Source organism: Peribacillus sp. R9-11, from assembly GCF_031345095.1.
Classification (GTDB): domain Bacteria; phylum Bacillota; class Bacilli; order Bacillales; family DSM-1321; genus Peribacillus; species Peribacillus butanolivorans.
Map to the genome: position 1 here is coordinate 5,081,304 of NZ_CP133763.1, position 13,655 is coordinate 5,094,958.

Below are 13,655 nucleotides of genomic sequence, written 5' to 3' on the forward strand. Positions count from 1 at the left end.
CTCGTTTGTTTAAGTGATTTTATTCACAATATTTCAGTGTAAAAATGAAATTCTTATATATTACTACCTTACAAAAAATGCAATAATCCCTAGGATTATGCACAAAATCCCACCCAAAAATTGTCCTAATCCTGATGCTTCTCCCATTATTAATAAATTAAATATATTCTTACTTTTTTGATTTTTTCCGAATAAACCATCGTCAGTTTTCATACGATAAATACTCCAAACTATTAAAACTGCCCCAAAAATAAATAATATAATCTGCATTTAAAATCCTCCGTTGTTTGTTTAATATGTGCATCTTTTTAAAATGGATTATTTGTCATCCTCATCAAAAATAAAAGTTTCTTCAATTGATAAATTAAAAACTGAAGCTATTTTATACGCAAGTAGCACAGATGGATTATACTGTTGTTTTTCTAATGAGATGATTGTTCTAGAAGATACACTTACTTTATCAGCTAATTCTTGTTGTGTTATTTCATGTTCTATTCGTAATTCTTTTACTCTATTTTTCATAAATCCCCCTAATTAAAGGACATGATTATAATATTTTCTAGCCCAAAATTCACTAATTATTAATGATAATAAGACAACAAACAATACAGTTTTTGTTGCGATTACCACAAAATTAGTTAAAAACATAAGAATAAAGATTTCGTATAGCAGAATTTGCAAAGAAAAGCGAGCAACTTTTCCATCAATTAAAGCGTCTCTTTCATCATATTCCTTTGCTAATTCCTTTTCTAGAGATTTATTCTTTCGGGATTTAATATAAGAAATTGTTGAGGAAACCAAGATTATTCCCCCTAAGAATAATATGAAATACCCAAAATTAAATCCTACTGATTTATCGAGAGTTATTTGAATGATTCCCAATACAATTATCAAGATTGATACAAAAAAGCGCTGTATGAATAGATTTTTCAAACATACCTCTCCTAACCAATTTAAATTCTCCTGAAGTGAAGTTTGTTTCACGTGAAGTTTTCTTCACATGAAGTTAACTTCACGTTACTCATTCTCAAAGCAAAAGTCAATAAGTAAATGTTGATTATTAAAATCATTTTAGTTTTCATTGTGTTGAACTAACCTGCCCCCATAGTTCATTAATCAAAAAGGCCACCACGTGGTAGCCCTGGATCTCAACTAACGCACCTATAGTCAGACTCGATCATTTCCAAGATTTCTTCAGCCGTATATTTTTTCTCAAAACCTCCTTCAATTATTTTTGACTGATGAATTTTTCAAGTTCTTCTACTTTCTTCCCATCAGCATGGTATGTGTATCCAGTCAGTTCTTTTCCTTTTATACCATTTGCGACAATATCAAGGTCGTTAAACACGTACTTCATGTATGTTATAGCTTGTTTCTGTCTGTCTGTCGGTGGATTCCAATACTTATAAGCTTCCCATTTACTGTCCCTTTCTGTAGGGTAACTCCATCTAAAACTTTGCCTTGTTCTTCTTGAATTATGTAGGATAGTTCTAAGAGATTGTTGAAGTCTTGTACTAAAACTTTTGGTATATCGTTAGCATCTTCTTCACTCGTAAATGATTGAGCTTCTGTTAAGTAGTAGTATTCAATTGGGTTGCGATATTGCTATCGGATTCATCAACTAAAATTCTTCTTCTAACATCTCATGATCTCGTTAATTATTTTCAAATTGGGCTTGTACATCTTCAATGGTTTCTTTAGGTGCTTAAGGAGCAAGTTTCATATCCTCAAATGTCATCTCGGTTCGAGCGATTTTCTTATGATATGTTAGATGTTTTACCCTTATTTTAAGAGCCGTTTTTTGCTTTGTTTTTTCTAGATTGATGTTGGACGACATAGGACAGACCACCGGACATTTGATAAATAATTCTGATACTTGGAATAATAAAAATAAAAAGCCCTTCTCACACGAGAGGGGCTCAGTTTGTAGACAAAAGGGGTTCGGTGTTTTAATTCCGGACCCTTTTTGAAATTCCCTTTGAATTTTGCTCAAGATTAAGAGATTGGGCCTCTACGAGCCCACTTTATTAAGCCATTCTTGGACCTTGCCATGTCCAATTGGCTATCTTCTTTAAATTCATGGCAGCGAAAGTAAGCATCGCCTGCATCGACAATTTTTTAAGTCCCCTTAAAGTAGTCCAACGCATACCATGCTTTTCTTTTGCATCTGCGAATACACGCTCTATTGTTTCTTTACGTTTCGCATATATAGGTTTTACATCCTTGTGATGACGCAGATGATCTGCTTCTTCCATATAATTTTGCCAGATATGGCGTGTCACCACTTTTTGATGGTCTTTGCTTACTGTACATTGTGATAAAAATGAGCATGTCGCACAAGTGTGTTTGGGTGATTTGTACTCGCGATAGCCCTCTTTATTTGTTGTTGAGTACTTTAAAATCTCGCCCGATGGGCAGAGATAACAATCAAAATGTTCATCGTAAACATAGTCATGCTTGCGAAAGAACCCTTCTTTTGTTCGTGGACGTGTATAGGGTAAAGCTGGTGTGATTTCTTTCCCAAAAAGGTAGCTTGTAATGGCTGGTGTTTTGTAAGCTGCATCTGCGGCAACAGCTTCAGGTTTTCCAACTTTCTCAATCACTTGTTCAACAAGAGGCTCTAAGATATGACTATCATGCGTATTTCCCGGTGTTACAATCGTCCCCAGCACAAAACCGTTGCGGTCCGCAGCCGCATGAAATGAATAGGCAAACTGTTTTGTTCGTTCATCTTTTACATAGTAGCCACTCTCAGGGTCAGTTGTACTTTCTTTAATTTCTTTGGTTTCTTCTTTATCAAATTTATCCGGTGGAAAAGGCTTCTTTCCATTGTTTTCACGATCTTGATTTATTTCTTCTTGAAGGCGTCCTTGATATGCTCGTGTTTCCTTACGAACGATTTTCTTTTCGAATTTCCGCTTATTCGCACTGGCTTTCACATGTGTTGAATCAACGAATACGTGCTCTGCACTTATTAACTTTCTTTCTGAAGCTGTCATTAAGATACGATAAAAAATCCGTTCAAACAGGTCTGTATCTTTAAAGCGACGCTCATAATTTTTCCCGAACGTTGAGAAGTGAGGTACTTTATCATGGAAACCGTAACCTAAAAACCAACGGTAAGCCATATTCGTTTCAACTTCTTCAATCGTTTTACGCATCGAACGAATACCGAAGGTATATTGAATGAATGTCAATTTAACTAAAATAACTGGATCAATACTTGGGCGCCCTATCTCTGAATACATATCTTTCACCAAGTCATAAATGAAAGTGAAGTCAATGGCTCCCTCAATTTTACGAACCAAATGGTTCGCTGGCACCAGTTGATCCAAAGTAATCATTTCAAGTTGATCTCGCTGAATAGAATTATGTTTCGAAAGCATCGTCATCACCTCAAGTTTTAATACTTCTATATTAAAACAAAAAGGACTGTAGGCAAAAGTGGTTATATCTAATTGTTAAAACAAAGTTGATTGGAACGGAAGGTGCGAGACTCCTGCGGGAAATGCGTGTCCAAGGGAGACCCCACAGGCGCAAAGACGCCGAGGAGGCTCCCTGACCGCCCGCGGAAAGCGAGTGCCTGGAGTGGAAATCAACGTCGAATTTTTACAACCCCTCAAAAAAACTGTAGACAAACTCGATTTTCATCGAGTTTGTCTACAGTCTGAGCCCTTCTCACACGAGATGGGCTTTATTGTTATTAATATTCACTTACAGAATAACTTTTGTATGTTAACTTGTTGTTTTCAAAAGCCATATCAACAAATATGTGAGTAGTGTCATTGAAAAGGCTCCAGATATAATCTTTTTCGGTAATACCGCCAGAGGTATATGTTGAATCTAATTTCATATATTCACCTGTGATAGATACCATTTGATTATAAGTCATTCCTTTTTTTACATTCGTATATTCATTGAAAGTTATACCATTTTTAATGGGAGTAAAGAAATATCCTTTGGCTGTTTTTGTATACTTGACCCACTTTGTTCCTACTTTATCATAATCTACAAATGTTACTGTAGCATATGAAAAGTTTTTATTTGTTGCATATGGAGTTAACGTTACAGCTTTAGTTGTTTTTGCATTAATTGTATTACCTTTATAATCTTGAACCTTATAGGTAGTACCTACTAAGGCGCTCTTATAGAAAGTTGAACCGATCGGCTTTGTTACTGTTGCAGCTTCTCCTTTATTTGCTCCAACTCCTGCCAGTAATCCTAGAGCTAATACTCCTACAGTTAATGCCTTTGCTAGTTTTTTCATCTTAATTTCTCCCCCAACCCGTTAGTTCTTATGAATTTATATGTACATTTGTAGAATACCAAATCTTTTTCAATGGGTCTATGACTTTTCGTAGAGAACGGGTATTTACAATATCCATCTTAGGCAATGCGGCTTTTGACTTCAGTAAACTTCAACACAAACCAATGCTCCATATTCATGAGTTCTTAGAAAAAGACGCAATTGCACCTCAATATATAATTAACATTCCAAACATGTTAAAGCGGATTGAAGAATTTAATCCAGAAGCACATAAAAAATACCATTGCTTAGATGTAATAGAAGATACTTGTTGGACAATCAGCTTGAGGAGATAATTTCTTGAGCCAATAATAGTTTTGTTTTTGACACCAAGCAGCTTTTGATAATCCACTTTCTTTAAAATCTTGAATGTGAGCTTCCCATTCTTTCTTTATAAGGCGCCTTTTCATAAAAAAACCTCCACATGTAGGATGTAAGGAGATTATCTCATGAGCTATTTACAAGTAGTAGGTGGGGAATATTTGACGCTTACTTTTATCTACTGCTTTTTCTTCTTGCATACATGCACCAAGCAATCCAATTGAGATAACACTTGCTGCTAAAATAAAATAATTCCTCATAAAATTTTTTTCCATTTTCTCTCATATAGTAAAGATTAACTAATCCATCTTAATCTAATTGAACTAGAAAAGCACTATGATTATTCAGAGTACCTAAACAAAAAACTTTGATAAATAAATAGAAAGGGCATGTTTAGAAAAAAGATTATCAAAACATGCCCTTATACTACTATTAAATTGGATTATTCTTTTATAAAAACGCTGATCTTTTGTCTTCCTTAATCAACTAACGCACCCTTTAGTTGAAGAAGAAGTCATCATTTTAATAACTCAGTCTTATACCTATATCGTACATTTTCAAGAATTTGGTTAAAAATATGCAAAGGGATTCCTACTTTATCTTTAATTTCTATTTCTTTTCCCGAATCAAGGTATGTAAGGAATCCCCAATAAGAAATGAAAAAGTTATAAGTTGGTTCGTAAATAAACTCCATCCACCCCCCTGCAATATGTTTATCTTTTTCATTGAATATATTAATTCCTGAGAAGTTTTCCACTACCCCATCTAAATAAATAGCATCATCTCCTTCTATACAACTTTCAGACCAGTCAAATTTAAACTTTTTTGCCATTATTCCATAGATTTTCAGGTCATCGCATAGTTGTTTTTCTACTAACATTCTTAATTTAGGCCCCATTTTGTCTGAGTATCCTAAGTCAGTGTAATTTGGTTTCAAGTTTTCCCACTCCATATATATGTGCTTTGTTCATTATAACACTGCTTACTTTACTGATTAAAACCTTCTTCAACTAATCTGCCCCTTTAGTTCAATAAGAAAAGGGCTACCGAAGAAAACGTATTATTTTGAATTGACTGAATTTTCACTTTGTAATATACTTGGTATACCACATACCAATAGGAGGAAAAATGAAAAAAATAGAGACAGTTATGCCGTTAAGAGATATAGCTTTTGAGGCAATTAAGAAATCAATTTTGAATTATGAACTTCTACCGGGTCAAGCAATTTATGAAAGAGACCTAAGTGAAAAGTTAGGTGTAAGTAGAACTCCTGTAAGAGAATCTCTGTCGTTGTTAGAAAGAGAAAAATGGATAATTTCAAAACCACGGGTTGGTACGTTTATTAATGAAATAACAGAAGAAAATGTAATTGAAGTAATGGAAATTCGAATGATTTTTGACCGATTCTCACTAGAAAAAATCTGTGGAAATATTACTCCAGAACAAATAAAAGTATTAGAAGGTTACATAGAGGAGCAAGAAAAAAATAAAACAGATCACCAAAGATTTATTGAATTAGATAAAGAGTTCCATTCTGAAATTGTATTATTAACTAAAAATCAGCGATTAGAAAAATGGTTTGAAGAAATTGGTGATCAGATTAGATGGTTTGGGTTAAAAGCCATAACTGAGAAGTCGCGTATTGAGGAAACAATATCTGAACATAAAGCAATTGTACAAGGTATAAAATCACAAGATATTAATCAACTTCTGGTAGCATCAAATAACCATGTGGAAAATACCAAAAATGAAATTATTAATCAATTGAGGAGGAATTCAAATGAGAAAAGTAATTAATTTACATCTTTCTAATGGTGAGGTTAAAAAACATGAAATTGATATTAATAAAGTAATTGTTGTTGGATATGGGGGACGAAATATAGAAAAAATTCAAGAACACATAGATGAATTAAAAGAATTAGGTATTGCACCTCCACCTCATGTACCGATGATATATCCACAAAAAATAGAACAGCTGAATTTTTCTAATGAATGTAATGGAAGCAAATTTTCCTCAGGGGAAACAGAATATGTGTTATTCCATGATGGAAAAGAATGGTTGGTTACCCTTGGCAGCGATCATACTGATCGAGAAGTAGAAAAAGAAGATATTTTAAAGTCCAAATCAATATGTGATAAACCTCTTGCAACTGATTTTTGGAGATTAGCAGATTTAATAGAAGACTGGGATAATATTATCTTACGTTCTTATGTTACTTCAAATGGGGAAAAATATTTATATCAAGAAGACACTTTAGATGCACTCTTAGAGGTTGATGTTTTATTGGAAAAGCTGGACAAGTTCGGGGAAAAGGATCTAGAACATACTGTTATTTTTTCAGGTACTGTTCCTACAAAAAATGGATTTATTTTTGGTGATAAATTTGAATATGAAATTGAACACCCCAAGTTAAACAGAAAAATTAAACATCATTATTCCATTATTTATTAAGGGGTGATTGTTTTGAAAAAGGAACCTACAAAAGTTAGATGGGGACTAGCATTCTTTTTCTTTATAATAGGTGTAATCGCTTACATGGACAGATCAAATATTTCAATAATAGCAAAACCAATGATGGATGATTTAGGCTTAGATAAAGTTCAGTTTGGTATGCTTGCATCATTATTCTCATTAGGTTACGCGTTAGTTCAAATTCCAGCAGGACTTATGGCAGAAAAGTTTGGTCCAAGAAAAATGATCACTTTTGCTCTAGTATGGTGGTCAGTATTTACGGGTTTGACGGGTTTAGTTAAATCTCACGGTCTATTGTTTATGGTGAGATTCTTATTTGGGATAGGTGAAGGACCGATGTTTCCTGCTAACGCCGTATTTAATACAAACTGGTTTAGAAGAGATGAAAAGGCCAGAGCATCTAGTGCTTTATTGGCCGGTTCATATTTTGGACCAGTTATAGCCCCTATCGTTACGGTTTATATCTATCAATATTTTGGCTGGCAAGCTGTATTTTATATTTTCGGATTAATAGGAATAATCATTGCGGGTGTCTGGTACGTTATAGCCCGAGACTATCCTGAAATTCATAAACTTGTGAATGAACAAGAAAAAGAATATATACTTGAAGACAGAGAAATTGTTGATACCGCTAAAGTTAGAGCCCCATGGAATTCTTTTCTGAAAAGCTATAGATTTTGGGCGTTAGGATTACAATATTTTGTTGTTTTATATATTATTACTTTCTTTTTAGTTTGGTTACCTACCTATTTACTGGAAGATAGAGGATTCTCATTAAGTAAAATGGGATTTGCTGCAAGCCTACCTTGGTTAGCAATACTGATAACTGTAATGACTGGTGGTATTCTTTCTGACTACTTAGTACGTAAAGGTTTTTCAAAGCAAATATCAAGATCCTCTTTAGCTATATCAGGTTTAATAGTATTTATTATTTCAATGTACCTTGCTGTTATGACAGTATCGCCTTATATGAATGTTTTATGGTTATCATTATGCTTGGGTTCACTAGGATTCACAGTAGTGTGTTCATGGGCTTCTGCTACAGACTTAGGAAGAAACTTTTCTGGTTCCGTTTCAGGTTGGATGAACTTGTGGGGAAATCTAGGAGCATTTGTATCACCGTTATTATGTGGTTGGTTAGCAGAAAACTTTGGGTGGAATATCACATTAGGAGTAACTATAATCCCTGTGTTTATTGCAGCTATATTATGGTTGTTTGTGAAACCAGATACTTCATTACTAAACTAAATACAATTAAGAGGAGTGACCAATGTGAATTATCTAGTATTTCAAATGGATTTAGTAGTTGGAAATCCTGAAGAGAATAGGAAAATCATTGAACGCTGGTTAGAAGCTCACTATAGTGATGATGTGGATGTCGTAGTACTTCCTGAAATGTGGTCTACGGGCTATGTGTTAGAGGAACTGGAAGAAATCTGCAATGTGGATGGTAAGCGTTCCATTGAATTTTTACAATCACTGGCTAAGAAGTTTAATGTAAACTTGGTGGGTGGCTCGATTGCCGTATTAGAAGGTAAAGATATCTTTAATCGTGCGGTTATAGTTAATCGAATGGGTGAGATTGTTCACACATATGACAAGATGCACCTTGTTCCGATGTTAGATGAACCAAAGTTTTTAACGGGCGGTCGTAATCAAGTGGAAGTATTTGAACTTGAAGGTGTGAAGATGGGGGTTATTATTTGTTACGATTTACGATTCCCTGAAATTATTCGTGACTTAGCATTACAAGGTATTCAAGTGTTACATATCGTCGCAGAATGGCCACTTGCAAGGGAAACACATTGGAATACGTTACTTCGTGCGCGCGCAATTGAGAACCAAATGTATGTTGTTGCTTCAAATGTGGCGGGGACAAAGTTAGGAGTGGAATTCGCAGGTTGCTCACAAATTGTAGATCCATGGGGAGACATTGTTCAAAAATTAGATCAAGAAGTTGGTGAATTAAAAGCAACTTTAAATTTAGAGACAGTCCCGCAAGTCAGGAAAGATGTGCCGATCTTTAGTAGTCGTGTACCATCACTTTATAGGTCCAACCTAAGATTCTTCTTAGACGGAGTGGAGAAAATATCGAGACCTGAAATTGAATTCACAGACTATAAGAATTTTAAACTTGAGCCAATTGATGGGTTGGTAGAAGGGCTGTCACAAAGGGTCATTTCAGAGAATTCGTCAACACAGGAAATGGTTCGTATTTTGGAGTTCGCACCCGGTACAGACACGACGCCTAATGGAGTTCAAGTCCATCATTATTGGGAAGAGCTATATGTCGTTAAAGGGTCTGTCATAGATTTAACTTTAAATAAGATATTCACTGCGGGAATGGTTGCTTCACGTCCCCCCGGAATGCAACATGGTCCATGGAAGTCAACGGATGGTTGCGTAATGTTTGAAGTGCGATACAGTCGATAATAAAGTGCTGATAATTTGATAATGAGTGGAGTTTTTAATAATGGGGTACCACCTATTTCGATGACAAAAAGACGACAATCCAAATGAAAGTTGTCATTTCCCCCGATTAATTTGCTCTTATTTTAAGTGTTATTTTGCACATCCAACTTTAAAACCCAGCTACCTTCACATGAGAAGATTAGCTGGGTTTCTTAATTATTTACGTCCAATCACTAAGCTATTTCGTGCAGCTTCTACGGCTTCTGTTGTAATGGATGTCAGGTGATTGATTTCGAGAATACGTTCAATTTGAGTAAATAACCGGTGAATGAGTCTAAAATTACAGTTTGTGACTTTCATGATGTTAGTGAGTGCCTCATAGTCGGAAAAGTCCTCCCGTTTGATGGAGATGCCGAGTTCATCCCCTGTGTTGAGATGGAAGTCTATTTTTAAATTCGCTAAGCCAATTTTTAAAATCATCTTCTTTTAATGGTCTTATTACTAATCTTTCCGTTTCTGAAATGCAGGTAAATTTGTTCAAATAAAACTTCCTTTCTAATTACGTCTTTTCTTAATTCTTAAAATCTCTCCCTTTCAAAATAAATCCAATTATTAACTATTCGCATTAACAGTAATAATCCCTTTTTGCAACGTATTCAATCTTCAACTAAACTGCCCCGTTAGTTGAAGAAGAAAAATCAAAAGCATTGTTTAACAGATTCTATTTTAAAGAAGTAACAATCAAAAAAAAGTTCGTAAAAGTGTAATTAAACGAACAGATAGCTAATAAACAGATTAAGGTTTATTTGTGCACATGGGTCTGTACATACCTATTCACGCCTACAGCCATAAGGATTCTATGTATGGTAAAATGTTGGTTAGGAGATTATATTATTGCCGGCCCTGATTCTTCTACGAGGTCTAGGGAAGCAACAATAGTTTTTACATCCCACTTTCATTCTTTCAATTTAAATGGAAGTGGTTATTATACATATAACAATCCCTTCTTTTTCATTTGAAAAAGATTAATTCCCTAAAATAGTTGCTTTTCTTCTTATTAACTGTCAAGCTTAGATGATCTAGACTATAAAGAATAGAACAAGTAGGTGACGAACATGATTGAAGTTAAAACTTCCACACTCAGTGATGGTGAGTTCAATAGAGGCGTATTCGCTACGCAAGACATTAAAAAAGGTGAGCTTTTACATGAAGCACCTGTTATTGCTTATCCAAACGAAGAGCATGTTTTCATAGAGAAAACATTGCTTGCAGATTACGCGTTTGAGTATGGAATTAACCATACTGCCATGCTTCTAGGATATGGCATGCTGTTTAATCACTCTTATACTCCCAATGCTACTTATGACATAAACTTTAAGAACCACACGTTTGATTTCTTCGCTTACACCGACATAAAAGCAGGAGAAGAAATTCTTATTAATTATAATGGTGAAGTCGATAATGAAGATCCATTATGGTTCAATAAAGAAGATAATGGTGAAGATGACGCTGAGTAACAACACCATTACTTTTGAATGACCTGAAGGTAATAATTTATTAATGAGAGCCATTTACACAGACAACAAGGTTTAATAAAAAATCCCCTTTAAAAGGATTGTGGCAATTACACAATCACTTAAGGGGATTTTTTTTACTTAATGAGCTGAAGGCTTATTCGATTTTGATTTTGTTAAGGATTGGAGTTGGCTCTTAACCTTATCAATGTTTTCTGGAGTGGCTAGGGATTTTATTTGACTCATGGTTTTTTCACGAGTTTTTTTATTGCGCATTAAGTATGCTGCTGCTCCTATCACGACAGTTCCAATCATTTTATTTGATGGCATATGAGTTTCCTCCTTGAAGTTGGTTAATTATAGTATTCCCTCTATCGATTGATTTAAACAACAGGCCGCAGCTTCAGCCTGCATTGAATAGGCTGGTAAAAACTCTTAAACTTGACCCGCGAAACCCAGCCTTCGCTGTTTTATTTGAGCGAGGGCTAAGCTTTGATAGTTGATTTTCCTTTTATTTCTCCAAGTTCAGACTGTTAATATACTCTAAGCTTTCTGGACTTTTCACCACTTTTGCAGCTTGACCTGGATCTACCTTTGTTTGTTTCATGTTGTAGAGTTTATAGGTTAGAACTCTTTTCGTTGACTCGTTAATTCGCTCCATAGGAACTTCTCCTGCTTTCACCGCTTCAAGTAAACCGTTATATACCTCAAGCTCATGCGAATATTCATGACAGACCAATAATAAATCCGCTCCTGCAAGGATTGCTTCTTTCCCCATATCTTTATAGGAAAAATACTTATTCACTGCGCCCATTTCCAAATCATCCGTGACGACAAGCCCTTCAAATCCAAGTTTCCCCCGAAGCAAGTCTTCAATGATAACCTTGGACAGGCTTGCCGGTTTTTCTTTATCATAAGCTGGATATTTAATGTGGGTCACCATAACGAAAAACTTTTGGTTATCCATTTCACTAATAATTTTCTTGAAAGGATAGATATCTGAGTTTTCCAGATCGAGCTGGTTTGCTTCCACAGAAGATGTTTCGACATGCGGGTCAATCTCGCTGCGTCCGTTTCCTGGAAAATGCTTCAAAGCTCCTGTAACGGAAGCATCGTTCAAGCCTTGAATCGCTTTCGTTCCGTATTGATAAACCTTTTCTGGATCTTTTCCCAGTGAACGGTTGTCCGTCTTTGATAAATCCAGAACAGGAGCAAAATTTATATTAATCCCCATAGAGTTCAGTTCTGTCCCGTTCAATTTTGCCACCTTGTACATGTCTTCGACAGAAGCATTTTCCCCAAGTTCCTGTTGCGAAGGGATTGGCGATACTCGTTCCCTCATTCGGATTATGTCTCCGCCTTCCTGATCGACGGCTACCATAAGCGGAAGGGAATTCTTACTGCGATCAGCCGATTGCTGAAGCGAATTGGATAACTTCGCCACTTGTTTTGGCGATTTCATATTGCGGTCAAAATAAATGACGCCCCCTATATGTTTTTGTTCGATTAGCTCCGTAATTTCACTGTTCTTTTCAGTTCCTTTGAAACCGACCATCATTAGCTGTCCAATTTTTTCTTCAAGTGTCATGTTTTCAAGCAATTCTTCTATTTTTTCATCAGTATCTGTGAGGACATTGATGCCGGTTTCTTCCTTACCGCCTTGCTCTTTCTCTTTATCTGCTGTGTTTTCTACCTTCTCGGTTTCTTTGGATTTCGTATCCATATTTATTTGAACGAGCACCACCGTTAATAACGAAATGATAGCAATGAAGAGCAGTACGATATACTTATTTTTTTTCTTCATTGTACTTTTTTATCCTTTAGTTCCATATCAGAATCCGCAAGCTTCCTTCCGGAGATTCCCTTCATTAGATACCCCTTGCTTCCCCATATATGGACTAACGTTTCGCCCTCCTTACAGTCCTCGTTGAAAATATCAAAAGAGACTGTCGTTTTACTATTCTTCATTAATTCTCCTTTTACTAATGACACTTCATCACTCATATTGTCCGTCATTCCTTTTCTGCTAAATTTATTTTTTCTTTTTAGGCTGTACTGCTTAAATTGTATTTTCCATTTGTTCTCTCTTAATAATGTTCATAAATGACCTATTCTATTTCTTCCTTAGGAATTTATTGTATAAAGCATAAGCCACGTACCCCATACTATACATACCCCAATACAAAGGAGATACAAACCCTTATGGACGGAATCTTAAAGAATCTTGCCGATACTATTAGTCATGCAGTTGTTTATGCAAAAGAAAAAGTAACAGACATCACAAGATCAACATCTGTTACGATTTTGCAGTTGAGTGAGCATATTATGAATCAGCCTGAAACCAAGCAAATAGAAAAAGACCTTTTAGGTATAGTTTATTCTTTTTATCATTTACAAAAAGAAGATGTTTCGTATTATTTGGAAATGAAAAGCTCACATATTCTACAGTTGGACGTGTATTCTCACGACCACACGATTGTTTCTTACCGGTCTTATCGCGATCATTCTAGCTTACCCACTCCAATAAAATTTCCAAAAAACCTTTTATCCGAATTAATATCCTGAATCGTTTAAATATAAGTATATCCACAAATCAACAACACAGAATCAGAAGCTAAGGTAGATAATA

At 35.3% G+C, this 13,655-nt stretch carries 18 protein-coding genes and 1 pseudogene; 7 read left to right on the plus strand and 12 right to left on the minus strand.

Translation table 11 applies throughout. The features are described 5' to 3' along the window. Window positions 1–63 precede the first annotated feature (63 nt). The 6 genes from RE409_RS24675 to RE409_RS24700 form a co-directional block, all read right to left on the minus strand. Window positions 64–270, minus strand: a complete 207-nt coding sequence (locus RE409_RS24675) for a hypothetical protein (protein WP_201222807.1) — start codon at window positions 268–270, stop codon at window positions 64–66. Window positions 271–318: 48 nt separating this feature from the next. Next, complete coding sequence (locus RE409_RS24680) at window positions 319–522, minus strand: helix-turn-helix transcriptional regulator (protein ID WP_034306678.1); 204 nt, start codon at window positions 520–522, stop codon at window positions 319–321. 12 nt (window positions 523–534) lie between these two features. Further along, window positions 535–933 carry a hypothetical protein gene (locus RE409_RS24685; RefSeq protein ID WP_309558236.1) on the minus strand — a complete coding sequence of 133 codons (399 nt, stop codon included), beginning with the start codon at window positions 931–933 and terminating at the stop codon, window positions 535–537. A gap of 295 nt (window positions 934–1,228) precedes the next feature. Then, window positions 1,229–1,357 (minus strand): hypothetical protein, encoded by a 129-nt coding sequence (locus tag RE409_RS24690; protein ID WP_309558237.1) that lies wholly within the window; start codon window positions 1,355–1,357, stop codon window positions 1,229–1,231. 670 nt (window positions 1,358–2,027) lie between these two features. Further along, window positions 2,028–3,386 carry an IS1182 family transposase gene (locus RE409_RS24695; RefSeq protein WP_201180978.1) on the minus strand — a complete coding sequence of 453 codons (1,359 nt, stop codon included), beginning with the start codon at window positions 3,384–3,386 and terminating at the stop codon, window positions 2,028–2,030. A 317-nt stretch (window positions 3,387–3,703) separates the two neighbouring features. Beyond that, window positions 3,704–4,267 (minus strand): hypothetical protein, encoded by a 564-nt coding sequence (locus RE409_RS24700; RefSeq protein WP_201187077.1) that lies wholly within the window; start codon window positions 4,265–4,267, stop codon window positions 3,704–3,706. Window positions 4,268–4,347: 80 nt separating this feature from the next. On the opposite strand from RE409_RS24700, the gene RE409_RS24705 reads away from it, so the two are divergent. Continuing rightward, window positions 4,348–4,602: a hypothetical protein gene (locus RE409_RS24705; RefSeq protein WP_309558238.1), complete on the plus strand. Its 255-nt coding sequence runs from the start codon at window positions 4,348–4,350 to the stop codon at window positions 4,600–4,602. Here RE409_RS24705 and tnpA read toward each other — a convergent pair. Together tnpA and RE409_RS24710 are read right to left on the minus strand one after the other, a co-directional pair. Next, a complete protein-coding gene (gene tnpA, locus RE409_RS30795) occupies window positions 4,555–4,716 on the minus strand; it encodes an IS66 family insertion sequence element accessory protein TnpA (RefSeq protein ID WP_397444144.1) in 162 nt (53 codons plus the stop codon). The two genes, RE409_RS24705 and tnpA, sit on opposite strands and share 48 nt — an antisense overlap. A 428-nt stretch (window positions 4,717–5,144) precedes the next feature. Then, on the minus strand, window positions 5,145–5,564 hold the full coding sequence (locus RE409_RS24710) for a hypothetical protein (protein ID WP_309558239.1): 420 nt from the start codon (window positions 5,562–5,564) through the stop codon (window positions 5,145–5,147). Window positions 5,565–5,755: 191 nt separating this feature from the next. Here RE409_RS24710 and RE409_RS24715 point away from each other — a divergent pair, with 191 nt between their 5' ends. The 4 genes from RE409_RS24715 to RE409_RS24730 are packed head-to-tail and all read left to right on the plus strand — an operon-like array spanning window position 5,756 to window position 9,533. Next, window positions 5,756–6,424, plus strand: coding sequence for a GntR family transcriptional regulator (locus RE409_RS24715; RefSeq protein WP_053344578.1), 669 nt, complete (start codon window positions 5,756–5,758; stop codon window positions 6,422–6,424). Then, on the plus strand, window positions 6,408–7,079 hold the full coding sequence (locus RE409_RS24720; protein WP_309558240.1) for a DUF2848 family protein: 672 nt from the start codon (window positions 6,408–6,410) through the stop codon (window positions 7,077–7,079). The genes RE409_RS24715 and RE409_RS24720 overlap by 17 nt, the downstream gene beginning before the upstream one ends. A gap of 12 nt (window positions 7,080–7,091) precedes the next feature. Next, window positions 7,092–8,348 carry an MFS transporter gene (locus RE409_RS24725; RefSeq protein WP_201187085.1) on the plus strand — a complete coding sequence of 419 codons (1,257 nt, stop codon included), beginning with the start codon at window positions 7,092–7,094 and terminating at the stop codon, window positions 8,346–8,348. A 24-nt stretch (window positions 8,349–8,372) separates the two neighbouring features. After that, on the plus strand, window positions 8,373–9,533 hold the full coding sequence (locus tag RE409_RS24730; RefSeq protein ID WP_201187087.1) for a nitrilase-related carbon-nitrogen hydrolase: 1,161 nt from the start codon (window positions 8,373–8,375) through the stop codon (window positions 9,531–9,533). A 195-nt stretch (window positions 9,534–9,728) separates the two neighbouring features. Here RE409_RS24730 and RE409_RS24735 read toward each other — a convergent pair. Further along, window positions 9,729–9,932: pseudogene (locus RE409_RS24735) on the minus strand (ATP-binding protein); the annotation flags it as partial. A 695-nt stretch (window positions 9,933–10,627) separates the two neighbouring features. Between RE409_RS24735 and RE409_RS24740 the strand changes: the two are divergent. Next, window positions 10,628–11,029 carry an SET domain-containing protein gene (locus tag RE409_RS24740; protein WP_053348811.1) on the plus strand — a complete coding sequence of 134 codons (402 nt, stop codon included), beginning with the start codon at window positions 10,628–10,630 and terminating at the stop codon, window positions 11,027–11,029. Window positions 11,030–11,167: 138 nt separating this feature from the next. Here RE409_RS24740 and RE409_RS24745 read toward each other — a convergent pair whose 3' ends face one another. From RE409_RS24745 to RE409_RS24755, 3 genes are all read right to left on the minus strand, one after another. Continuing rightward, window positions 11,168–11,356, minus strand: coding sequence for a hypothetical protein (locus RE409_RS24745; RefSeq protein ID WP_053348810.1), 189 nt, complete (start codon window positions 11,354–11,356; stop codon window positions 11,168–11,170). Window positions 11,357–11,537: 181 nt separating this feature from the next. Next, complete coding sequence (nagZ, locus tag RE409_RS24750; protein ID WP_201222796.1) at window positions 11,538–12,830, minus strand: beta-N-acetylhexosaminidase; 1,293 nt, start codon at window positions 12,828–12,830, stop codon at window positions 11,538–11,540. Continuing rightward, window positions 12,827–13,042: a hypothetical protein gene (locus RE409_RS24755; protein ID WP_201222795.1), complete on the minus strand. Its 216-nt coding sequence runs from the start codon at window positions 13,040–13,042 to the stop codon at window positions 12,827–12,829. Before RE409_RS24755 ends, nagZ begins: the two co-directional genes overlap by 4 nt. A gap of 186 nt (window positions 13,043–13,228) precedes the next feature. On the opposite strand from RE409_RS24755, the gene RE409_RS24760 reads away from it, so the two are divergent. Continuing rightward, window positions 13,229–13,591, plus strand: a complete 363-nt coding sequence (locus tag RE409_RS24760; RefSeq protein ID WP_201222794.1) for a hypothetical protein — start codon at window positions 13,229–13,231, stop codon at window positions 13,589–13,591. Window positions 13,592–13,655: the final 64 nt, after the last annotated feature.